Annotated in this window: 14 protein-coding genes; 9 read left to right on the top strand and 5 right to left on the bottom strand. The window is 69.3% G+C overall.

Annotated elements, in window-relative coordinates; translation table 11 throughout:
• Positions 1–58: 58 nt before the first annotated feature.
• Complete coding sequence (locus SSP29_RS30565; RefSeq protein ID WP_089104065.1) at positions 59–2977, bottom strand: glycoside hydrolase family 48 protein; 2919 nt, start codon at positions 2975–2977, stop codon at positions 59–61.
• 279 nt (positions 2978–3256) lie between these two features.
• Between SSP29_RS30565 and SSP29_RS30560 the strand changes: the two genes are divergently transcribed.
• Together SSP29_RS30560 and SSP29_RS30555 are read left to right on the top strand one after the other, a co-directional pair.
• Positions 3257–4744 (top strand): cellulose binding domain-containing protein, encoded by a 1488-nt coding sequence (locus tag SSP29_RS30560; protein ID WP_089104064.1) that lies wholly within the window; start codon positions 3257–3259, stop codon positions 4742–4744.
• A gap of 33 nt (positions 4745–4777) precedes the next feature.
• On the top strand, positions 4778–6493 hold the full coding sequence (locus SSP29_RS30555) for a glycoside hydrolase family 6 protein (RefSeq protein ID WP_089104063.1): 1716 nt from the start codon (positions 4778–4780) through the stop codon (positions 6491–6493).
• A 95-nt stretch (positions 6494–6588) separates the two neighbouring features.
• On the opposite strand, the gene SSP29_RS30550 is transcribed toward SSP29_RS30555, so the two are convergent.
• On the bottom strand, positions 6589–7365 hold the full coding sequence (locus SSP29_RS30550; RefSeq protein ID WP_245883290.1) for a phytanoyl-CoA dioxygenase family protein: 777 nt from the start codon (positions 7363–7365) through the stop codon (positions 6589–6591).
• A 123-nt stretch (positions 7366–7488) separates the two neighbouring features.
• Here SSP29_RS30550 and SSP29_RS30545 point away from each other — a divergent pair, with 123 nt between their 5' ends.
• The gene (locus SSP29_RS30545) at positions 7489–8412 is read left to right on the top strand and encodes a class I SAM-dependent methyltransferase (protein ID WP_089104061.1); all 924 of its coding nucleotides are present in this window, start codon (positions 7489–7491) and stop codon (positions 8410–8412) included.
• Positions 8413–8692: 280 nt separating this feature from the next.
• On the opposite strand, the gene SSP29_RS30540 is transcribed toward SSP29_RS30545, so the two are convergent.
• Positions 8693–9388 (bottom strand): glycoside hydrolase family 75 protein, encoded by a 696-nt coding sequence (locus SSP29_RS30540; protein WP_089104060.1) that lies wholly within the window; start codon positions 9386–9388, stop codon positions 8693–8695.
• Between the two features lie 227 nt (positions 9389–9615).
• Between SSP29_RS30540 and SSP29_RS30535 the strand changes: the two genes are divergently transcribed.
• A complete protein-coding gene (locus tag SSP29_RS30535) occupies positions 9616–10227 on the top strand; it encodes a hypothetical protein (protein ID WP_089104059.1) in 612 nt (203 codons plus the stop codon).
• A gap of 126 nt (positions 10228–10353) precedes the next feature.
• Here the strand turns inward: SSP29_RS30535 and SSP29_RS30530 are convergent, their stop codons facing one another.
• A complete protein-coding gene (locus SSP29_RS30530) occupies positions 10354–11190 on the bottom strand; it encodes an aldo/keto reductase (RefSeq protein WP_089104058.1) in 837 nt (278 codons plus the stop codon).
• 332 nt (positions 11191–11522) lie between these two features.
• Here SSP29_RS30530 and SSP29_RS58670 point away from each other — a divergent pair, with 332 nt between their 5' ends.
• The 5 genes from SSP29_RS58670 (at position 11523) to SSP29_RS30510 (ending at position 19716) form a co-directional block, all read left to right on the top strand.
• Complete coding sequence (locus SSP29_RS58670; protein WP_167450036.1) at positions 11523–11663, top strand: hypothetical protein; 141 nt, start codon at positions 11523–11525, stop codon at positions 11661–11663.
• 206 nt (positions 11664–11869) lie between these two features.
• A complete protein-coding gene (locus tag SSP29_RS30525; protein ID WP_089104057.1) occupies positions 11870–13066 on the top strand; it encodes a glycoside hydrolase family 88/105 protein in 1197 nt (398 codons plus the stop codon).
• A gap of 25 nt (positions 13067–13091) precedes the next feature.
• Positions 13092–16331, top strand: a complete 3240-nt coding sequence (locus SSP29_RS30520; protein ID WP_089104056.1) for a glycosyl hydrolase family 28 protein — start codon at positions 13092–13094, stop codon at positions 16329–16331.
• On the top strand, positions 16328–17674 hold the full coding sequence (locus SSP29_RS30515) for a glycoside hydrolase family 27 protein (RefSeq protein ID WP_089104055.1): 1347 nt from the start codon (positions 16328–16330) through the stop codon (positions 17672–17674). The genes SSP29_RS30520 and SSP29_RS30515 overlap by 4 nt, the downstream gene beginning before the upstream one ends.
• Before the next feature lie 11 nt (positions 17675–17685).
• Positions 17686–19716 (top strand): PQQ-dependent sugar dehydrogenase, encoded by a 2031-nt coding sequence (locus SSP29_RS30510; protein ID WP_089104054.1) that lies wholly within the window; start codon positions 17686–17688, stop codon positions 19714–19716.
• 7 nt (positions 19717–19723) lie between these two features.
• Here SSP29_RS30510 and SSP29_RS30505 read toward each other — a convergent pair whose 3' ends face one another.
• Positions 19724–21550: an AMP-dependent synthetase/ligase gene (locus SSP29_RS30505; RefSeq protein WP_089104053.1), complete on the bottom strand. Its 1827-nt coding sequence runs from the start codon at positions 21548–21550 to the stop codon at positions 19724–19726.
• Positions 21551–21678 lie beyond the last annotated feature (128 nt).

Raw genomic sequence — 21678 nt, 5'->3', positions numbered from 1 at the left:
GCGCCCCGTAAGGGGCGCGGGGAACTGCGCGACCAGCCACGAACAACCCGCAGCCGAACTACTCCAGCAGCTCCGCATACGACCCCATGGCCAGCGCGATGTCCGCCTGAGCCCAGAACCGGTGATACGTGAACACGGGCGCGGCCCCGCCCGCCAGATAGCTCTGGATCTTCGACCACGCCGGGTCGTTCTGGTAGAAGGACCGCAGCGAGGCGAACGTCGACGAAGAGCTGACCGCGTCGCCGTTCGGCATCTTCCCGCTCCACCCGCTCGGGACGTACACGCTGTCGTCGAAGCGGTTGTAGTCGGCCCGCGTCTCCGGCACCGCGATCCCCAGGCTGTCCTGGTAGTTGTTCCACATGCCGTCCAGCAGCGCCTTGGCCGTGGACTTCGCCGTCGCGTCACCGGACTTGGCGGCGTAGTACGTCAACGTCTTGGCGTACGCGGCGGCCACGCCCACGTCGTTCGTGTAGTCGGCGACCGTGACGTGAAGTCCGCTGTTCGAGCCCGGACTTGACGCGTTCCAGGTGTCGGGCTGCCCCGACCACTGGAGGGTCGACGGGATCAGATACGTGCCGTCCGGGTTGATCGTGGTCTTGGACAGCGCCCACGCCACCCACTTGTCGAGGATCGTCTTCGCGGTGGCGTTGCCGGTCTGCTGGTAGTACTCGGCGACCCGCTCCATCGACCAGGCCTGGAAGCCGAACCACTGGTTGGACGGCGGGTCGTGGTAGACCGGCTCCCAGTCGTAGTACATGCCGTAGAAGGTCGACGTACCGGACGGCGGGCTCGCGTACCGCCCCTGCCAGCTGTTGGTCGCACCGCCCGCGATGGCACCCTCGGACGACTGCAGCCAGCGGTAGAACTCCAGTTGCCGGGTCAGGGAGGTACCCCAGTCCGTGGCGCCGGTGGCCGACTTGGGCTTCAGGTCGGCGTACGAACTCAACGCGTAGGCGGCCAGCGGGTTCTGATAGCCGCCGTGCACATGGCTGGAGCCGATCCGCCATGCCCATCCGGCACTGCTGTCGGTCGCCCCGCCCCACGCGTAGTACCAGGAGAGCAGGTAGTCCGAGGCGTCCTTGCCGGTGCCGGCCGCGCAGGTCGTCGGCCCCACGCAGTTGCCGATCTTCTTGAAGTACTTGTCGTACATCGCGTAGCGCAGGTAGTCGCCCATCTTCGCCGCCTTGCCCACGGTGGCGGAGACGTCACTGCCCTTGCCCTGCTCCTTGGCCCACACGTCCGCCCAGTACGCGGCCTGCACCGCACGCGCGTCGGCGTCCGGGGCGTCCGTGTACTTCCACTGCCTGGCGTAGGACGAGTCGCCGGTGAAGAGGTCCAGGTAGCCGTTCGTGCCGCCGTACTTGAAGGCGTCGCAGGTCGGCTGCGGAACGGTCTCCCACACCGACTCCTGCGGACCGCGCTGGAAGGTGTTGATGTAGGAGGGCCCTTCGGCCGTCGGACCCGCCTCGCACCCGCCGCCCGGCGTGTCGCCGTAGCCGTAGACGTTGTCGACGTCCTCCAGCCAGTGCATGCCGTACACGTCGTCCGTGCCGTAGGCGGTCTTCAGCTCACCCGCGATCGGATCCGTGCCCACCGACACGGACGTGTCCAGCTTCGCCGGGTACTCGTTCGGCGTGTCCAGTTCCGGTGCGTACGTCGCCGGTTTCGACGCGTTGTAGAAGGAGTTGGTCGGCTGGTCGGCGTGGGTCGGGATCATGTACTTCTCCATGAGGGCCCACGCGCCGTTGAACCTGGACCAGTCACCGGTGACCTTGCCGTACATGGCCTGCAGCCAGAGAAGGTAGCTGTACGCCTCCGACGTGGTCTCGTGGCCCTGGTCAGGGGCCTCGACGATCAGCGTCTCGACCGAGTGGTAGGGGATGCCCTCGGGGGAGAAGTAGCCGTTCGCCGGGTTGGTGATCTTCCCGTAGAGGTCCAGGAAGCGCGCGTCGTACGCCTTCGACGCGGCCAGTTCGGTCACGGTGACCGTGGCTCCGGTGTAGCCGGTCGCCGAGGCCGTGAAGGTCGCGGTGCCGGTGCCGGCGGAGTCCGCGGCCACGGTCACGTTCTGCGCGGTGCTCCAGTTGGACGGCGTGAACGTGAGCGACGATCCGGCGCTCACGGACAGCCCGGTGTTGCCGGCCGTGCGGGCCACGGACACCGTCACACTGGCGCTCGGCTGCTTCGAGAGCCTCACCCCGAACGTGCCCGTCGCACCCTGCTGGATGCCCAGCTGGGTCGGCGAGGCCACCACCGCGGGGCCCGAGGCGACCGTGATGCCGACCGGCGTCGAGGACGCGGACGCGCCCAGGCTGTCGTACGCCTTCGCCACCAGAGAATGACTGCCCACGGGCAGGCTTGAGACCGAGAGCGAGTACGGCGCCGACGTGTCGGTCCCCAGCAGCGTGGTGTCGTCGTAGAACTCCATCTTGCTGATCGTCGCGCCGTCGGCCGCCGCCGCGGTCGCCGCCAGCGGAACGGCGTCGCCCTGGGTGTAGACCGCGCCCGCGCTCGGGCTGGTCAGCACGGTGATGGGCGGCTGGTGCGCGCCGGCGCAGGTGGTGCCGTTGACCGCGAAGGCGGTCGGCGCCGCGTTGGCCCCGGTGTACGAGAACTGGGCGCCCGTCGACACCGCCGCGCCCGCTGCGATCGTGCCGTTGTACGACGCGTTCTGCACGGTGACCGAGGTGCCGGACTGGGACCAGGTGCCGTTCCAGCCGCTGACGAGCTTCTGGTTTCCCGTGTACGCGTACGTCAGCGTCCAGCCGTTGATCGCGTCGGTGCCGCGGTTGGTGAGGGTCAGGGCCGCGGTGAAGCCGGAGCCCCAGTCGTTGGTCGTGTAGTCGACGCTGCACTGGACCGTCGCCGCCTGGGCGGGGGTCGTGCCGGTCGCGAGCATCGACAGGGGCAGGGCGAGGGCCGCGACGACGGCCGTCCACAGCCGTCGCACGGCTCTGCGTCTCCGCCCGGGGTGCATGGCATATCCGGGTCGCATGTGCTGGTTCCTCCTTGCGCTTGCGGCTCGGGGAGAAGTCAAGGCTTGAACCAGTGGGAGCGCTCCCATAGTGGAGACGTGGCATGGTGCGGTCAAGGCCGTTGAAGAGTCGAAAAGATTCGACGGACGCCACTGCGGAAAAGTCAAGCAACTCCCCTGTTCTTTGCCCGCACTTGGCGCTACCTTCCTTCGCACCAGTGGGAGCGATTCCGTTCAGTCGACGCGTCCGTCACGACGCGCCCGAGCTGCAAGGAGTCGCTCATGCGACACCCCCCGCGTTCAGTTCTTTTAGCCGTCGCCGGTGCGGCCGCCCTCGTCGGGTCCGCACTGGTGCCGGTGGTGTCGGCGTCCGGGGCGACGCCGGCCTGCACGGTGGTGTACGCGGTCACCAGCCAGTGGGACACCGGCTTCCAGGGCTCCGTGACCATCACCAACAACATGGCCGCCATGAGCAGTTGGAGCCTGGGCTTCGACTTCGCGGGCGGCCAGAAGGTCACCCAGGGCTGGAGCGCCAAGTGGTCCCAGTCCGGTACGACGGTCACCGCGGCCAACGAGAGCTGGAACGGCTCCCTCGCCACCGGTGCGAGCGTCAGCGCCGGGTTCCTCGGCTCCTGGTCGGGGAGCAACCCCGTACCGACGGCGTTCAGGCTCAACGGCACCACGTGCAACGTCGATGCGGAGCCCACGCCGACACCCACACCCACCCCGACGCCGACCGAGCCGCCCGCCGGAGGGACGGCACCGGCCCTGCACGTCTCCGGCACCAAACTCGTGGACGCGAGCGGCACGGCCCGTCGCCTGCTCGGGGTGAACCGCTCCGGCGGCGAGTTCATGTGCGTGCAGGGCTACGGCATCTGGGACGGCCCGGTCGACGACGCCGCCACCAAGGCGATCGCCGACTGGAAGGCCAACGCGATCCGCATCCCGCTCAACGAGGAGTGCTGGCTCGGCCTGTCCAACGTCAAACCCGAGTACGCGGGCGCCAATTACATCAGCGCCGTGAAGGACCTGGTGGCCCGTGTCGAGTCGTACGGTCTGACGCCGATCCTCGAACTCCACTGGTCCTACGGCCAGTACACCGGCAACTCGGCGGGCTGCTCCGACGTGCACGCCACCTGCCAGAAGCCGATGCCGGACGCGCAGTACACCCCGTCCTTCTGGTCGTCGGTGGCCGGCACCTTCAAGGACGACCAGGCGGCCGTCTTCGACCTGTTCAACGAGCCCTACCCGGACCGGGCGACCTCCACGGTCACCCAGGCCTGGCAGTGCTGGCGGGACGGCGGCACCTGCCCGGGCATCGGCTACGAGGTCGCCGGCATGCAGGACCTCGTGGACAGCATCCGGGGCGCCGGTGCCACGAACGTCATCATGATCGGCGGGCTCGCGTACTCCAACGACCTGAGCCAGTGGCTGACGTACAAGCCCACCGACCCGGCCGGCGATCTCGTCGCCGCCTACCACGTCTACAACTTCAACACCTGCGCCAGTGAGAGCTGCTGGAACTCCACGCTGGCACCGGTGGCGGCCCAGGTCCCGCTGGTCGCCGGGGAGATCGGCGAGAACACCTGCTCGCACGCCTTCGTCGACCAGGTCATGAAGTGGTTCGACGACCGCGGCCTCTCCTACCTGGGCTGGACCTGGAACACCTGGGACTGCTCCGCCGGCCCGTCCCTGATCTCCGACTACAGCGGTACGCCCACGGCGTACGGCGTCGGGCTGCGCGACCACCTGAAGGCCATCAACCCCTAAGCACGCCCACCGAAGAAGAAGGAACCCGCACTCATGAGTCGTACCAGAACAGCGGTCTTCGCCGCCCTGGCGCTCGTCGCCGGGGTATCGGGTCCGGCGGCCGCCGTGACCCCCTCCTCCCAGGCGGCGATCTCCGCGATTCCCTGCACCGTCGACTACAAGATCCAGAGCGACTGGGGCGCCGGCTTCACCGCCGCCGTCACCGTCACCAACAACTCGGCAGCGAAGTCGAGTTGGTCGGTGAAGTGGTCGTACGCCGGAAACCAGCAGGTGACCAGCTACTGGAACACCAAGCTCACCCAGAGCGGCACCGCCGTCACCGCCAACAACGAGACCTACAACGGCACCCTGGCGGCCGGCGGTTCGGTCAGCTTCGGCTTCAACGGGTCCTACAGCGGGACGAACGCGATCCCGACCGCGTTCACCCTGGACGGCGTCGCCTGCAACGTCGACGACGGCAGCAGCGGTGGTGGAGGCGGCGGAGGCGGGGGCGGCGGCACCCGCGTCGACAACCCGTACTCCGGCGCCAAGGTGTACGTGAACCCGGAGTGGTCCGCCAAGGCCGCCGCCGAACCGGGCGGCACCCGCGTCTCCAACCAGCCCACCGGCGTCTGGCTCGACCGCATCGCCGCGATCAACGGCACCAGCACCAGCATGGGTCTGCGCGCCCATCTCGACGCGGCGCTCGCCCAGAAGGGCAGCGGCGAGGAAGTCGTCCAGCTGGTCGTCTACGACCTGCCCGGACGCGACTGTGCGGCCCTCGCGTCCAACGGCGAGCTCGGCCCGACGGAGATCGACAAGTACAAGACGCAGTTCATCGACCCGATCGCGGCGATCCTCTCCGACAGCAAGTACGCCTCGCTGCGGATCGTCACCACCATCGAGATCGACTCGCTGCCCAACCTGGTCACCAACACCGGCAGCCGGGCCACCGCCACCGCCAACTGCAACACCATGCTGGCCAACGGCAACTACGTGAAGGGCGTCGGCTACGCCCTCGCCAAGCTCGGCGCGATCCCCAACGTCTACAACTATCTCGACGCCGGCCACCACGGCTGGCTCGGCTGGGACGACAACTTCGCCCCCGCCGCCCAGCTCTTCTACCAGGCCGCCAACGCCGAGGGCGCGACCGTCGACGACGTCCAGGGCTTCATCACCAACACGGCCAACTACAGCGCCCTGAAGGAGAACAACTTCACCATCAACGACACGGTGAACGGCACCTCCGTCCGCCTGTCGAAGTGGGTCGACTACAACCGCTATGTCGACGAGCTGTCCTTCGCCCAGGCCTTCCGCACCGAACTGGTCTCGGTCGGCTTCAACTCCGGCATCGGCATGCTGATCGACACCTCCCGCAACGGCTGGGGCGGCAGCGCACGGCCGGCCGGTCCCGGCCCGACGACCAGCGTGGACGCGTACGTCGACGGCGGCCGCTACGACCGCCGGATCCACGTCGGCAACTGGTGCAACCAGGCCGGAGCCGGCCTCGGCGAGCGCCCGCAGGCCGGCCCGGCCGCCGGGATCGACGCCTACGTCTGGATGAAGCCGCCGGGTGAGTCCGACGGCTCCAGCACTGCCATCCCGAACGACGAGGGCAAGGGCTTCGACCAGATGTGCGACCCGACGTACACGGGCAACGCCCGCAACGGCAACAACATGTCCGGCGCCCTGCCGAACGCGCCGCTGTCCGGGCACTGGTTCTCCGCGCAGTTCCAGCAGCTGATGGCCAACGCGTACCCGCCGTTGTAGGCCCGTCGGCTGAGCTGAGATCGACGCTGCGGGCCGTATGTGGCTGGTCACGCAGTTCCTCCCCCAGCCTTCGGCCGGGGGTACCCCCAGCGCCCCTACGGGGCGCGGGACAGGCCCCGGCGGATCGCGTGCTCCACCGCCGAGTAGTCACCGTCCGGCCGCTCCAGCTCGTAGGGAGCGGCCGGCATCAACGGTGGCTGTGCCATGAAGCGGGGGCGGGTGCCGTGGTGAGGCTGGGCCGCGTGTACCAGGAAGGGGTGGCAGAGGTAGACGTCGCCGGGGCGGCCGGTGGCGTACGCGAGGGGGCGGTGGGCGGAGGCCTCGACGATCGCCGGGGCGATCTCCAGCATGGAGACGCCCTCCTCGCCGTACGGCTCCAGAATCGCCGGGATGTCGAGGTGCGAGCCGACGCGGATCCGGGTGGGCGCATCCTGCTCGGTCACCTCGGAGAAGAGGAACAGCATCAGCAGCGCGCGGTCGCGGGAGCGCAGGTTCGTGAAGTACCAGCGGGTCTCGACGCCGTCCGGGAGGTAGCTGCCTTCTATGTGCCAACCGGCGTCGTCCGGCTCCTCCGGGTGCGGGAACCGCAGCGGAAAACTTCCCAGCGAATACCGGGGGACCCAGCGGCCCTCGCCCACCAGCAGATCGAACGCCCGGTGCAGTTCCGTGGAGTTGGCGGCCGCCGCGAACGGGCCCTGCGCCATGCCGCCCACCCACACCACGGGGTCCTTCCAACTGCCCGGGGCTTCCGGGTCGTACCCCGTCTCCCGCCACAGCAGCCGGGCGCAGTCCTCCGCGACGCGCGGCGGGAACGCGCCCTCGATCTTCACGAAGCCGTCGGTGAGGAAGCGCTCCACCAGCTCGTCGTCCATCCGGCCATCGTGGCCCGACCGCCTTGCCGTCCGCATCCCCTTTTTTGCCGCACCGGCAACAGAACTGGCCCCCGGGCGGTGCGTCGGAGCACGCTGGCGGCACCCGGACGAGAGGCTGACCCCATGGCGCACGACCACCACCACACGGACACCCCCAAGCACACCCACACCCACACGCAATCCCATGACCACGCCCACTCGAACACCGACATTGACTGGGCCGAGATGGCCGGTCATCTGGAGTCCCAGGCGGAGCTCTTCGCGCCCCTCTACGAGAGCGCGCTGAGCTGGCTGGGCAAGGAGGTCACCGAGCCGGGGCTGATCGTCGACGTCGGCAGTGGGCCGGGGGTGGTGTCCTGTCTGTTCGCCGAGGTGTTCCCGGGCGCGCGGGTGCTGGCCGTGGACGGCAGCGTACCGCTCCTCGACCGGGCGCGGGCCCGCGCCGAGCGGCAGGGCGTGGGCAACCGCTTCGGTGTGCTCGCCGGTGAACTCCCGGGTGTGCTCGACGAGTTGGACTACCCGGCGGACCTGCTGTGGGCCGGGCACAGCCTGCACCACCTCGGCGACCAGCGGGCCGCGCTCACCGCGTTCGGCGAGCGGCTGGCCCCCGGCGGCACCCTGGCGATCCTCGAAGGGGGCCTGCCCAGCCGCTTCCTGCCCCGGGACTTCGGCATCGGCCGCCCCGGCCTCCAGGCACGGCTCGACGCACTCCAGGAGAAGTGGTTCGAGCAGATGCGCACCGAACTCCCCGGCTCGGTCACAGAGGCCGAGGACTGGCCTGCGCTGCTGTCCTCCGCCGGCCTCAAGTACGCCCGCACCCGCAGCTTCCTCCTGGACCTGCCCGCCCCGGCCTCCGACCGCGCCCGCGCCTACGCCGCCGAGATCTTCTCCCGGCTGCGGGACTCGGTCGCGGACGACCTCGACAGCGACGACCGCGCCACCCTGGACCGCCTCCTCGACCCGGCCGACCCGGCGAGCGTGCACCGCAGGCCCGACCTGTTCGTCCTCGGCGTCCGGACCGTACACACGGCGGTACGGCCCGCCTGAGCGGGGCCGACGAAGTCCGCTACGGTTCGGCAGCGCCCCGAAGGGGCGCTGGGGGTACCCCCGGCCGAAGGCTGGGGGAGGAACTGCGCGACCAGCCACGACGGCGCCGCAGTCGACCGACGGCATATATCGCGGCACTTCCCGCGGAGCGCCGGGCAGCGGCGCGCGTACACGCTCACCCGGTGAAGCGCTCGACGCGAGGCGCCGGAACGGCCCGGTACCGGGTGGGTACCGGGCCGTCCGCCCTCCCCGGGCCGGTGGTGGCGCGCAAGGGCCTCGGTCAGTTGTTGGCGAGGAACTGCTTGGCCAGCTGGTCACCGAGGGACACCGCCGCGCTGTGGCTCTCGATGGGGGAGACCTTGGAGTTCTTGAACAGGATGTATGTCACGCCGGAGTCGGCGCCGCCGGTCGCCGGGTCGGGGTCGATGCCGAGCGCCTTGGCGGTGGCGTACGAGGCCTCACCGATGATGTTGGTGGGGCCGGTGTCGCCGACCACCGCGTACTCGACCTTGTTGTTGTAGATCACGGCGACGACTCCGCCGCCCTTGATGCCGGCGCTGGAGTAGTTCCATATGCTGCTGGAGCTGGGGACCACGATGTACGGCAGCGACTCGGCCTTGAGCGGCTGGCCGTCGGACTGGTGGAACGCGGTGTCGTCCTGGTACCAGGGGTCGCGGTCCTCGTTGCAGTTGGTGGTGCGCTGCCCGTCGCAGTCGATGTCCATGTCGGCCTTCCAGAAGACCGCGCCGTTCTTGCCGCAGACGGGGATCGTGGCCGACGTCTCGTCGTCGGTCCGGTACTTGCCGCTGGAGATCTGGGAACAGGACGTCACCTTGGCGAGCAGGCTCGCCGCGCTGACCGAGCCTTCCTGGGCGGACTTCGGGACGGAGGCGCCGGACGCGCTCGCGGGAAGCACTCCGGCGGCGAGCAGTGCGGCCCCGGAGGCCGCGGCAAGGGTCAGTGTTCGGATGCGCACTGTGGGGGGTCCCCTTCTGTTAGGAAAGTTTCCTGACCGGGTGTCGTACAAGGTGGACCCGACTGCATGTCCGCGTCAACCCCTGCATGTCAACTCGACCGTTTGTTGCACATTGCGGTGTTATGTACCCCGGGGAAGACTGGTGGGACAGGGCATTCCGGATATATACGCAGGAGCCGTGCGGAGGTTGAGCCGTGGCTCCGATGGCTCCTGGGAGACGAGGGGTCATGTTCGTACGCGCGGTGTACGTCACCGGCGACCCGGCGAAGCTTGAGGCGGCCATCAGGGGCCTGAACAGCGAGGGGCGCGAACTGCTGGAGGAACGTCCCGAGTACCGGGGTGCGGACGTCCTCGTCGACCGGGATCTGGGCAAACTGCTCGCGGTGAGCTGGTGGGGCTCCGAGGGGGCCCGGCGCAACAGCGACCAGGTGATGCGCGAGCGGCGCGGGCCGATGCTGGAGCCGTTCGCGGGCACCGTCGCCGTCGAGAACTACGAGGCGGCCGTCTTCCGCTCGGTGCAGCTGCCGAGGGCGGGCGGCGGTATGCGGTACACCCGGGTGGAGTTCGACCCGGCCGACACCGACCTGTTCGCCGAGACGTTCCGCTCCTCGGCGGTACCCCGGCTGGAAGCGCTGCCCGGCTTCGCCCGGTGCGCCGTGCTCGTCGACCGGGAGCGGGGCCGGGGCATGGTCGGCTCGATCTTCGTCGACCGTGCCTCGATGGCCGCCTCGCGCGCCGGGCAGGCGGAGGCCCGGCGCGCGGACGCCGCCAAGGCGCACGTGACCGTGGTCGGCCTGGAGGAGTTCGAGGTCGTCCACGCGGACGTGCACCCCGACTGAAGTGCCCCGTGCGGGAGTCGGCGAAGGCGAACGGAGCCGGCGAACGCGAACGGCCGCCCCACCGTGCGCACGGCGGGACGGCCGGGGTGGACGAAGCTCTCGCTCGGCCCTTGTCGCGGTGCTCGCTCAGCCCATGTCGAAGGTCGCCGGGTTCGGGCCGATGCGCCGGTCCTCGTTGAGCGCGCTGATCGCCGCGAGGTCCTCGGTGTCCAGACTGAAGTCGAACACCGCGATGTTCTCCTTGATCCGGGACGGCGTCACGGACTTCGGGATCACCACGTTGCCCAGCTGGATGTGCCAGCGGAGCACGACCTGGGCCGGGGTGCGATTGTGCTTCTGTGCGATCGCGACGATCGCCGGTACTTCCAGCAGCCCCTTGCCCTGGCCGAGCGGCGACCAGGCCTCGGTGGCGATGCCCTGCTCGTTGTGGAACTCCCGGGACGCGTGCTGCTGCAGGTGCGGGTGCAGCTCGATCTGGTTGACCGCGGGGATGACCGACGTCTCCTCGATCAGCCGTTCCAGGTGCTCCGGGAGGAAGTTGGAGACGCCGATCGCCTTGACGAGGCCGTCCGTCAGCAGCTGCTCGAACGCCTTGTACGAGTCGATGTACTTGCCCCGGGCCGGCAGCGGCCAGTGGATGAGGTACAGGTCCAGGTAGTCCAGACCCAGCTTCGCCAGCGACGCGTCGAAGGCACGCAGCGTGGCGTCGTACCCCTGGTCGGCGTTCCAGAGCTTGGTGGTGACGAAGATGTCCTCACGCGGAACGCCGGAGGCGGCGATCGCCTTGCCGGTGCCCGCTTCGTTGCCGTAGATCGCCGCTGTGTCGATGCTGCGGTACCCGGCCTCCAGCGCCGTGACGACGGCCCGCTCGGCCTCGTCGTCCGGCACCTGCCACACGCCGAAGCCCAGCTGGGGCATCTCGACACCGTTGTTGAGGATTTTCGGGGGGACCTTGCTGCTCACGAGCTCTCGATCCTTAGGTTGTCGACAGGTGGTACACCCATCGTCAACGATCACCGGCCCCGATGCATTCCTGACCGCGGAATCCGCCGGAACTGACCGGCGGGTCAGCCGCTGCGGGCGGAGATTGGCCGGAAACGCATCCGACGTTATGGGTCCGGACCATTGACCGCGGCCGGTTTCTGCGGAGACTCTGGTGCGCATCGTCGGACGTATCGCTGAACCCGGTGCAGGGATGTGAACATTCCTGTGGGTTCGCCGATGGATCCCTGTGAACGAGAAACCTCTCTCTGCGCTCTGAGACCCCCCAACCTCAGGAAAGCAGGTACCCACCCATGAACGAGATCACCTCCGAGGGCCATCAGTCGAAACCCGGTGCCGCGCAGACATCGGATGAAAAGGTCTGGCGAAGCCCTGGTTACCAGCTCATGGAGACCGCCCTGGAAGTGACCGGCTGCGCCCTCGGTGACCGCTGACCCGCCCGGCGCCCCGGTCGGCCCCGACGGCCACCGTCGAGCCGCCCCGGGCGCTGCTCGCCGGGCTCACCCATGCCTGTCCGCTGCGCTGCGGGTATTGCTCGAACCCGATCCGACTGATTGGTCGGTCAGTGGAGTTGACGTCCGGACAGTGGGCGGACCTCCGCTGCCGCCGCCCGCAGAGAAGTTCTCGGTGAAGGAGGACCATGAAACGCCTGCGAGCCGCCTTCGCGGCCGTCGCGCTCACCACCGCCACCCTGGCCGCGCTCCCCGCGGCCGTACCCCCGCCCGCCGTCGCCGTCGACGCGGCCGTCGTCCCGGTCGGACCGGCCGCCGCCACCGACTGGTCCGCCGCGGTCGTCGAGTCCACCATGGCCCGCTACACCCCGAGCACCATCGGAGGCTGGTCCTACCCGGTCGGCCTCTACCTCTACGGCCAGTACCTCACCTACCGGCGCACCCACGACGCCCGCTACCTCGCCTACATCAAGAACTACGTCGACCGGTTCGTGAAGAGCGACGGTTCGATCGACCAGTCCTTCGGCAGCCTGGACAGCATGCAGGCGGGCCGTCTCCTGGTGATCCTGCACCACGAGACGGGCCAGGACCGCTACCGCAAGGCGGCACAGAAGATCCGCGACCGCCTGAACACCTACCCGCGCACGAGCGACGGCGGCTTCTGGCACGCCGACACCAGCAGCCGCGCTCATCAACTCTGGGCGGACGGCGTCTACATGATGAACCCGTTCCTCGTCGAGTACGGCGAGGAGTTCGGCGACAGCGCGTACGCCGACGACGAGGCGGCCAGGCAGCTCGCCGTCTACGGCGGCCACCTCCAGGTCGCGAACGGCCTGCTCAAGCACGCCTACGACGAGTCGAAGAGCGCGAGCTGGGCGGATCCGGCGACCGGGCTGGCTCCCGAGCACTGGTGCCGGGCGGTCGGCTGGTATGCGATGGCGATCGTCAACGTGCTGGACGCCATCCCGGCGAGCCAGCCCCGCCGCCCGCAACTCCTCACGATATTCGGCAAGTTGGCGGCTGCCTTGGAGCGGTACCAGGACCCGGCGACCGGACGCTGGTTCCAGGTGATCGACAAGGGCGGGCGCGGCGACAACTGGACCGAGACCTCCTGCTCCAGCATGTTCGCCTACGCCCTCGCGCGCGGCGCCCAGCAGCACTACCTCGACCCGCACTACGCGGACGTCGCCCGCCGCGGCTACCGGGGCGTGCTCGCCGAACTGTCGGTCGGCGCGGACGGCCGCACCGACCTCGCGGGCATCTCCGTCGGCACCAACGTCGGCGACTACGCGTACTACGTCGCCCGCACCCGGGCCGTCAACGACTTCCACGGCCTCGGGGCCTTCCTGATCATGAACGAGCAACTGCGAAGTGGAGTGTCATGAGCACGATATTCAGAAGGGTGGTTCCATGAAACCCCCCACCGCTGCACGGCACAGTGCCGCCGCGACCGTCCTCTTCGTCCTTGCTGTCGTCCTCGGGCTCTCCCACCCCGCCGCCCTCGCCGCACCGCGGACCGCCGCACCACGCACCGGTGCCGTCTACGACGTACGCGACTACGGCGCCAAGGGCGACGGCTCCGCCAACGACACCCCCGCCGTCGACAAGGCCGTCACCGCCGCGAACTCGGCGGGCGGCGGCACCGTCCGCTTCACCGCCGGCACCTACAGGTCCAGGAACACCATCCACATGAAGAGCCATGTGACGCTCCAGCTCGACAAGGGCGCCACCCTCCAGGGCTCCGGCGCGGACACCTACGACAAGGCCGAGTCCAATCCCTACGACGCCTACCAGGACTACGGACACAGCCACTTCCACGACGCGATGATCTACGGCGACCGGCTCACCGACATCGGCTTCGTCGGCCAGGGCGTCATCGACGGCGCGGGCGACCTGATCACCGGCAACCCGAAGACCGGCGAGGCCGACAAGATCCTCTCGCTCACCAGGTGCGACGGCCTCCGGATCGGCGACGGCCTCACGCTCCGCCGCGGCGGCCACTTCGCGGCCCTGATCAACGGCTGCAACAACGTGACGTCCGACCACCTGACCATCGACACCGCGAGCGACCGCGACGGCTGGAACGTCATCTCCACGACCGACGTCACGATCACCAACGCGACGATCCACGCCAACGACGACGCCCTGGTCTTCAAGAGCGACTACGCGCTCGGCGCCAAGCTGCCCAACGGGCATGTGCGGGTGAGCGGTTCGACGCTGGGCGCCAAGTGCTGCAACGCCCTGATGTTCGGCTCCGAGACCTGCGGCGACTTCTCGGACTACCGGTTCGAGAACATCCGCATCGACGGTGCCGGCAAGTCGGGCCTCGGCATGGTCTCCATGGACGGCGCGAAGATCTCCGACGTCCACTACCGCGACATCACGATGACGAACGTCCACTCGCCGATCATGGAGAAGATCGGCACGCGGAAGCGGTGCGGCAACAGCCCCGGCGTCGGATCGATCAGCGATGTCACCTACGACAACATCACGGCCACCGGCAACAGCCCGTCCTTCAGCCCGACCCTGTGGGGCGAGAACGGCCACCGCATCAGCGACGTGACCTTCGACAACGTCGACATCACCGTCCCCGGCGGCAACGGCACCATGTCCACGGGCGTGCCCAGCAACGACCCCGCCGACTACAACCCCAAGGCCATCGGCACCCGGCCCGCCTACGGCTGGTACCTGCACAACGCCGACCACGTCCAGTTCACCGACAGCAGCGTGAAGTTCGCCGCGAACGACGGCCGTCCGGCGGTCATCGCCAACGCTGCAAGGGACCTCCGCCTCACCCGCTTCACCGCCCAGAAGGGCGGCGACTCCCCGTACGACATCGGCCTCCAGGACGTCTCGGGAGCCTGCCTTGCGGACAGCCACAACACCTCCGGCGGAGCGCTCCGCGTCTCCGGCGGTCAGGACTGCGCCGGTACGGCCGTGAAACCGCTCGACCCGGAGAACCCCCGCCAGGACTTCCTCCGCGACTCCGTCGGCGGCCTCTTCCTGCACTGGGGCCTGCGCACCGCCCCCGCCCACACCAGCTGCACCGGCTGGGAGAACGACGTCACGAACGGCGGCTGGACCCCCGGCTACTGGGTGAACGAGGCCCAGAAGCTGCACACCCAGTACCTGGTCCTCGCCACCTTCCACAGCCGCCTCGGCTACGCTCGCCCCTGGCCGTCGAAGATCCCCGGCTCCTGCTCCACCAAGCGGGACTTCCTCGGCGAGCTGATCACCGCCGCCAAGGCCAAGGGCATGAAGGTCATCCTCTACATGACCAACGACCCCCAGTGGCACGACGAGGGCGGCCACGAGTGGCTCGACTCCGCCGCCTACTCCGCCTACAAGGGCAAGAACATCGACCTGACCACCAACGACGGCTTCGGGCAGTTCAGTTACGACAACTTCTTCGAGGTCATGGACCGCTATCCCGACCTCGGCGGCTTCTGGATCGACAACGACAACGCGTACTGGGAGAGCCACGACCTCTACCGGCAGATCTACGAGAAGCGCCCGAACTACACGCTCAGCAACAACAACGAGGACACGCCGATCATGGACATGGTCAGCAACGAGCAGAAGACGGGGATGACACCGGCCTACGACTACCCGCAGGCCGTCTACACCGCACAGCCCCGTCTGACCGAGGCCGACTTCAAGCTGCCCTCGACCGGTGCCTGGTGGTACGACGGCTCCGACCCGGCCGTCGACCGGAAGCTCACCCTCGGCCGCCTCGTCACCGACGCGGGCTCCTCGGTGAAAGCCCTGATGGCCGAAACCGCCCAGGTCAACGGCAAGTTCCCGGCGAACCAGGCCGCCTTCAACAACTTCGCGAACTCCTACCTCGACCCCGTCTGGGGGTCCCTGCACGGCACCGAGGGCGGCGGCTACCTGTACGGCGGCCTCAAGCCCGGCTTCTGGAACGACGGCGCCCACGGCGTGACGACGATCGCCAAGGACGACCCGGACCGCCAGTACGTCCACGTCCTGACCCCGCCGTCGACGAGCACCCTGCGGATCCGCGACAACGGCTACCGCATCGCCTCCGTGACGAACCTCCGTACCGGCAAGGCGGTCTCCTGGTCGCAGGCCGGCGGGGTGCTGACCCTGACCGGGCTCGGCGACTGGGACCCGTACGACACCGTCTTCAAGGTCACCACCGCCGGCCGCCAGGGCATCCTCACCGGGGTCAAGGTGACCGCGAGCGCGGCGGCGAGCGGCCACGCCGGCTCAGCCGCCGGGGACGGCGACTACCTCACCTACTGGGACAACGACAAGACCCTGCCCGTGAGCCTCAGCTTCGACCTCGGCTCGGCGAAGAAGGTGCAGTACATCGGGCTCAACCAGCGCGAGGACTCGGTCGCCTACGCCCGCTCGGACACCGAGCAGTCGGCGCGGATCAAGGACTACAAGGTGTACGTCAGCAACGACGGCACCACCTGGGGGAGCGCGGTCAGGTCCGGGCAGCTGCCCAGCCGGCGCGGCATCCAGGGCATCGACCTCACCGCCGCCACGGCCCGCTACGTCCGCCTGGAGGTGGACTCCACCTGGGCCGCCGCCACCGACACCACCCGCTACCAGCGACTGCGGGTCGACGAGGCGTGGATCGGCACGGCCTACGCGACACCCGTGACCGGAGGACGCCCGTGACCAGGACCAGAACCCTCACCGTGGCGGCCGCCGCCACGCTGCTGGCCGCGGCGGCGGTGCCGCTCCTGAGCCCCGACCACCCGGCCCCCGCCTCCGACAACGGCCAGGCCGTGCGGCCCGCGATGGGCTGGAGCAGCTGGAGCTATGTGCGCCGGTGGCCCACCCAGGCCAAGATCGAGGCCCAGGCCGACGCGCTCGCCGCGAGCGGCCTGAAGGACCACGGCTTCGTCCAGGTCAACCTCGACGACTTCTGGCAGAAGTGCGACGCGAACGGCTTCACCGTCGACTCCTACGGCCGCTGGGCCGTCGACACCGCCAAGTTCCCCGACGGCATCAAGGCCCTCGCCGACTACGTCCATGCCCAGGGCCTGAAGTTCGGCTTCTACGTCACGCCCGGCATCGCCAAGAACGCCGTCACCCGCAACACCCCGATCGAGGGCACCTCGTACCACGCCAAGGACATCGCGGACACCTCGAAGACCGAGAAGAACTACAACTGCAAGAACATGTACCACATCGACTACTCCAAGCCGGGCGCGCAGGAGTTCGTGAACTCCTGGGCGAAGCAGTTCGCCTCCTGGGGAGTCGACTACCTGAAGATCGACGGGGTGGGCAGCCAGGACATCCCCGACGTCCAGGCCTGGTCCAAGGCCCTGCGCGTCACCGGCCGTCCCATCACCTTCGCGCTCTCCAACAACCTCGCGATCGCCGACGCCCCGACCTGGAGGTCCCTCGCCAACAGCTGGCGCACCCAGGGCGACGTCGAGTGCTACTGCGGGCCCGGCGACAACGGCAGCGGCTACCCGCTCACCGACTGGTCGCACGTCTCCGCCCGCTTCAACACGGCGGCGAGCTGGCAGCAGTACGCAGGACCCGGCGGCTGGAACGACCTGGACTCGCTGGAGATCGGCAACGGCGACCAGGTGGGCCTCACCGCCGACCAGCGGCGCTCCCACTTCACCCTCTGGGCGATGGCCGCCGCGCCCCTGCTCCTCGGCACCGACCTCACCCACCTCGACACCGTCGACAAGGCCATGCTCACCAACGACCGGCTGATCGGCGTCGACCAGGACGGGGCGGCCGCGAAACGGATCGTGAACAGCGGGGTCAAGCAGGTCTGGAGCAAGAAGGAGAGCGACGGCCAGTACGTCGTGGCCCTCTTCAACACCGGCACCTCCGGCAGCTCCACGGTGAGCGTGGACTGGTCCCAGGTCGGCTTCACCGGCTCCGGGGACGTCACCGACCTGTGGTCCGGCTCCCACAAGGGCACCGTCGCCACCACCTACAGCGCGACCCTGCGCCCGGGCGAGACCCGGCTGATCCGCGTCCGGCCGCTCGGCTGAGGAGGACCGTCATGACACCCAGAACCCTGCTGGCCCGCGCCCTGCCACTGGCCCTCGCCCTCCCGCTGGTCGCCCTGCTGCCGGGGACCGCGCGGGCGGCCACCGACTACCAGGCCGAGGATGCGACGATCTCCCAGGGCGCCGTGGCCACCAACCACACCGGCTACACGGGCACCGGCTTCGTCGACTACACCAACGTCAAGGGCTCGTATGTGGAGTTCACGGTGAGCGCCGCCACCGCCGGCACCTCCGCGCTCGCCCTGCGCTTCGCCAACGGCACCGCTGCCGACCGGCCGTTGGACATCTCCGTGAACGGCACGGTCGTCGCCGTCGGTGTCTCCTTCCCGGCCACCGCCGACTGGAACACCTGGGCGACCAAGACGGTGACCGTCCCGCTGACCGCGGGCAGCAACAAGATCCGCGCCACCGCCACCACCGCGAACGGCGGCCCCAACCTGGACAAGGTCAGCCTCGCCGCGGCGGCCGACACCCAGGCCCCCACCCGCCCGGGCCAGCCCTCCTGCTCCGGCATCGGCGAGGACGCGCTCACCCTCGCCTGGGGCGCCGCCACGGACGACGTGGGCGTGACGGCGTACGACCTCTACGAGCACGGCAACAAGATCGGTGAGGCGCCCGGGAGTTCGACCTCGAAGACGCTCACCGGGCTCGCTCCGAACACCACTTACGACCTCACCGTCATCGCCCGCGACGCGGCCGGCAACACCTCGCCGGCCAGCCCCGTCGTCGACTGCACCACCGAGCCGAGCAGCGACAGCACCCCGCCCACCGCCCCCGGCACCCTGTCCGCGGCCGGCATCACCGCGAACACCGCCGACCTCGGCTGGGGCGCGTCCACCGACGACCGGGCGGTGACCGCGTACGACATCCGCAGCGGGACCACCGTCTACAAGACGGTCACCGGCGGCACGACCACCACCCTCACCGGGCTCGCCTGCGACAGCCCCTACACGCTGGACGTCGTCGCCCGGGACGCGGCCGGGAACGTCTCCCAGCCGAGCAACGCCGTCACCTTCACCACCAAGGCGTGCGCCACCGACGGCGGGGTGCCCTCCTCCGTCGCCACGCTCTCCAGCGGCTGGACGATCCCCTGGGGCACCTACTGGCTGCCCGACGGCAAGACCGCGCTGGTCACCGAGCGGGACGACTTCCGGGTCTGGAAGGTGACCAAGGACGGCACCCGGACCCAGGTCGGCACCGTCCCGAACGCCGTCACCACCAACGGCGAGGGCGGCCTGCTCGGCGTCGCCGTCGACCCCAAGTGGGAGACGAACCACTACGTCTACTTCATGCACACCGCGGACGAGGGCAACCGGGTCGTGCGCATGACCTACGACGGCAGCACGCTCGGCGACTACAAGATCCTGCTCCAGGGCATCAAGAAGAACCGTTACCACAACGGCGGCAGGCTCCTCTTCGGCCCCGACGGCTACCTCTACGTCTCGACAGGGGAGGCCCAGACACCGGACCTGGCGCAGGACAAGAACTCCCTGAACGGCAAGATCCTGCGGATGACGACCGACGGGAAACCGGCCCCGGGCAACCCCTTCGGCAACTACGTCTACAGCCTCGGCCACCGCAACCCGCAGGGCCTCGCCTTCGACCGGGGCGGGCGGCTCTGGGAGGCCGAGTTCGGCAACAGCTCCAAGGACGAGCTGAACCTCATCAAGCCGGGCGCGAACTACGGCTGGCCGACCTGCGAGGGCACCTGCTCGGTCGCCGGGATGACCAACCCCAAGGCCACCTGGAACGTCTCCGAGGCCTCCCCGAGCGGCATCGCCATCGTCCGCAACGTCGTCTACATGGCCTCGCTGCGCGGCGAACGGCTGTGGCGCATCCCGATCAACGGTGACGCGGAGAGTGTCGGCACGCCGACGGCGTACTACGTGGGCACCTACGGCCGGCTGCGGACCGTGACCAAGGTGCCGGGCGCCGACCAGCTGTGGCTGTCCACCACCAACTGCGACAACAACGGCAACCAGCCGGACGGATCCGACAAGATCTTCCGGGTCAGCATCAGTTGACGGTGCGTCAGGCCCGGTACAGGGCCTCGACCTCGTTGGCGTAGGCGTTCTCGATCGCCTTGCGCTTCAGCTTCAACGACGGGGTCAGCAGGCCGTGTTCCTCGGTGAACGGCTGGGCGAGGATACGGAACGTACGGATCGACTCGGCCTGCGAGACCAGGGTGTTGGCGGCCACCACCGCGCGCCGCACCTCGGTCTCCAGGTCGGCGTCCCGCACCAGCTGGGCCGCGGACATCTGGGGCTTGCCGCGCATCTGCAGCCAGTGCTCGACCGCCTCGGTGTCGAGGGTGACCAGGGCGGCGATGTAGGGGCGGTCGTTGCCGACGACGATGCACTGGTTGACCAGCGGATGGTCGCGGACCCGCTCCTCCAGGACACCGGGGGAGACGCTCTTGCCGCCGGAGGTCACCAGTATCTCCTTCTTGCGGCCGGTGATGGTCAGATAGCCGTCCTCGTCCAGGGAGCCCAGGTCGCCGGTGGCCAGCCAGCCGTCGTGCAGGGTGGCGTCGGTGGCCTTCTGGTTGTTGAGGTAGCCCTGGAAGACGTTGCCGCCGTGCAGCCAGATCTCCCCGTCGTCGGCGATGTGCACGGTGGTACCGGGGATGGCCTGGCCGACCGTGCCGTAGCGGGTCTGCTCGGGCGGGTTGGCCGTCGCCGCCGCCGTCGACTCGGTCAGGCCGTAGCCCTCGTAGATCTGCACGCCCGCGCCGGCGAAGAACAGGCCGAGCCGGCGGTCCATGGCCGAGCCGCCGGACATGGCGTTGCGGATCCTGCCGCCCATCGCCGTCCGCACCTTGGCGTAGACGAGCTTGTCGAAGAGCTGGTGCTGCATGCGCAGCGACGCCGACGGACCGGGCCCGGTGCCCCACGCCTTCGCCTCGACGGCGTCCGCGTACTTCACCGCGATCTCGACCGCCTTCTCGAACGGCCCGCCCTTGCCCTCCTTCTCCGCCTTGCGCCGCGCCGCGTTGAACACCTTCTCGAAGATGTACGGCACGGCCAGGATGAACGTCGGCCGGAACGCGGCCAGGTCGGGCAGCAGCGCGGCCGCGTGCAGCTGCGGCTGGTGCCCGAAGCGGACCCCGTGCCGGATCGCCGCCACCTCCACCATGCGGCCGAAGACGTGCGCCAGCGGCAGGAAGAGCAGGGTGGAGACCTCCTCGCCCTTCTTCGCGCGGAACACCGACTCCCAGCGGGCCACGACCGTGTCCGCCTCGTACATGAAGTTCCCGTGCGACAGCACACAGCCCTTGGGGCGGCCCGTGGTGCCCGAGGTGTAGATGATCGTGGCCGTCGATTCGGGCGTGACCGCCTGCCGGTGCCGGTGCACCACCTCGTCCTCGAGATGCGCGCCCGCGTCGTACAGCTCCTGCACCGCGCCCGAGTCCAGCTGCCACAGCTGGCGCAGCTGCGGCAGCCGGTCGATGACGGTGGCGATCGTCATCGCGTGGTCCTCGTGCTCCACGATCGCCGCCGTGCACTCGGCGTCGTACAGCATCCAGAAGCACTGCTCCGCCGACGAGGTCGGGTAGACCGGCACCACCTGGGCGCCGATCGTCCACAGCGCGAAGTCGAACAGCGTCCACTCGTAGCGGGTGCGGGACATGATCGCGACCCGGTCGCCGAACCGGATGCCACGCGCGAGGAGCCCCTTGGCCAGGGCGAGGACCTCGTCGCGGAACTCGGCGGCGGTCACGTCACGCCACTGGCCGAGCTCGTCCTTGCGGCCCAGGGCGATGTGCAGCGGGTCCGTCTGGGCATGCTCGAACACGCAGTCGGCCAGACCGCCGACCGGCGGTGCCGACGCCAACGGCGGGTTGGTGAACTCGCGCAAACCCCGCTCCCCGCTCCTCGCTCCACAGTGACGGTCGTGACGCTCCGCACAGCGCCGTGAAAGCTACCCCACCGGAAGACCGTTCGGGAGGGGGTGAGAAAACGAGCATTGCTCTCGTATGACCGCGC

Source organism: Streptomyces hyaluromycini, from assembly GCF_002217755.1.
GTDB classification, from domain to species: Bacteria; Actinomycetota; Actinomycetes; order Streptomycetales; family Streptomycetaceae; genus Streptomyces; species Streptomyces hyaluromycini.
The sequence above is the reverse complement of the archived record's forward strand: the minus strand, read 5'-3'. Positions and strand labels throughout refer to the sequence as shown.

What these genes read in the sequence shown, in the direction of transcription:
- SSP29_RS30560 (WP_089104064.1), top strand. Translation starts at nt 3,257, where the DNA reads ATGCGACACCCCCCGCGTTCAGTTCTTTTAGCCGTCGCCGGTGCGGCC.
- SSP29_RS30565 (WP_089104065.1), bottom strand. Translation starts at nt 2,977, where the DNA reads ATGCACCCCGGGCGGAGACGCAGAGCCGTGCGACGGCTGTGGACGGCC.
- SSP29_RS30555 (WP_089104063.1), top strand. Translation starts at nt 4,778, where the DNA reads ATGAGTCGTACCAGAACAGCGGTCTTCGCCGCCCTGGCGCTCGTCGCC.
- SSP29_RS30535 (WP_089104059.1), top strand. Translation starts at nt 9,616, where the DNA reads ATGTTCGTACGCGCGGTGTACGTCACCGGCGACCCGGCGAAGCTTGAG.
- SSP29_RS58670 (WP_167450036.1), top strand. Translation starts at nt 11,523, where the DNA reads ATGAACGAGATCACCTCCGAGGGCCATCAGTCGAAACCCGGTGCCGCG.
- SSP29_RS30520 (WP_089104056.1), top strand. Translation starts at nt 13,092, where the DNA reads ATGAAACCCCCCACCGCTGCACGGCACAGTGCCGCCGCGACCGTCCTC.
- SSP29_RS30545 (WP_089104061.1), top strand. Translation starts at nt 7,489, where the DNA reads ATGGCGCACGACCACCACCACACGGACACCCCCAAGCACACCCACACC.
- SSP29_RS30525 (WP_089104057.1), top strand. Translation starts at nt 11,870, where the DNA reads ATGAAACGCCTGCGAGCCGCCTTCGCGGCCGTCGCGCTCACCACCGCC.
- SSP29_RS30550 (WP_245883290.1), bottom strand. Translation starts at nt 7,365, where the DNA reads ATGGACGACGAGCTGGTGGAGCGCTTCCTCACCGACGGCTTCGTGAAG.
- SSP29_RS30510 (WP_089104054.1), top strand. Translation starts at nt 17,686, where the DNA reads ATGACACCCAGAACCCTGCTGGCCCGCGCCCTGCCACTGGCCCTCGCC.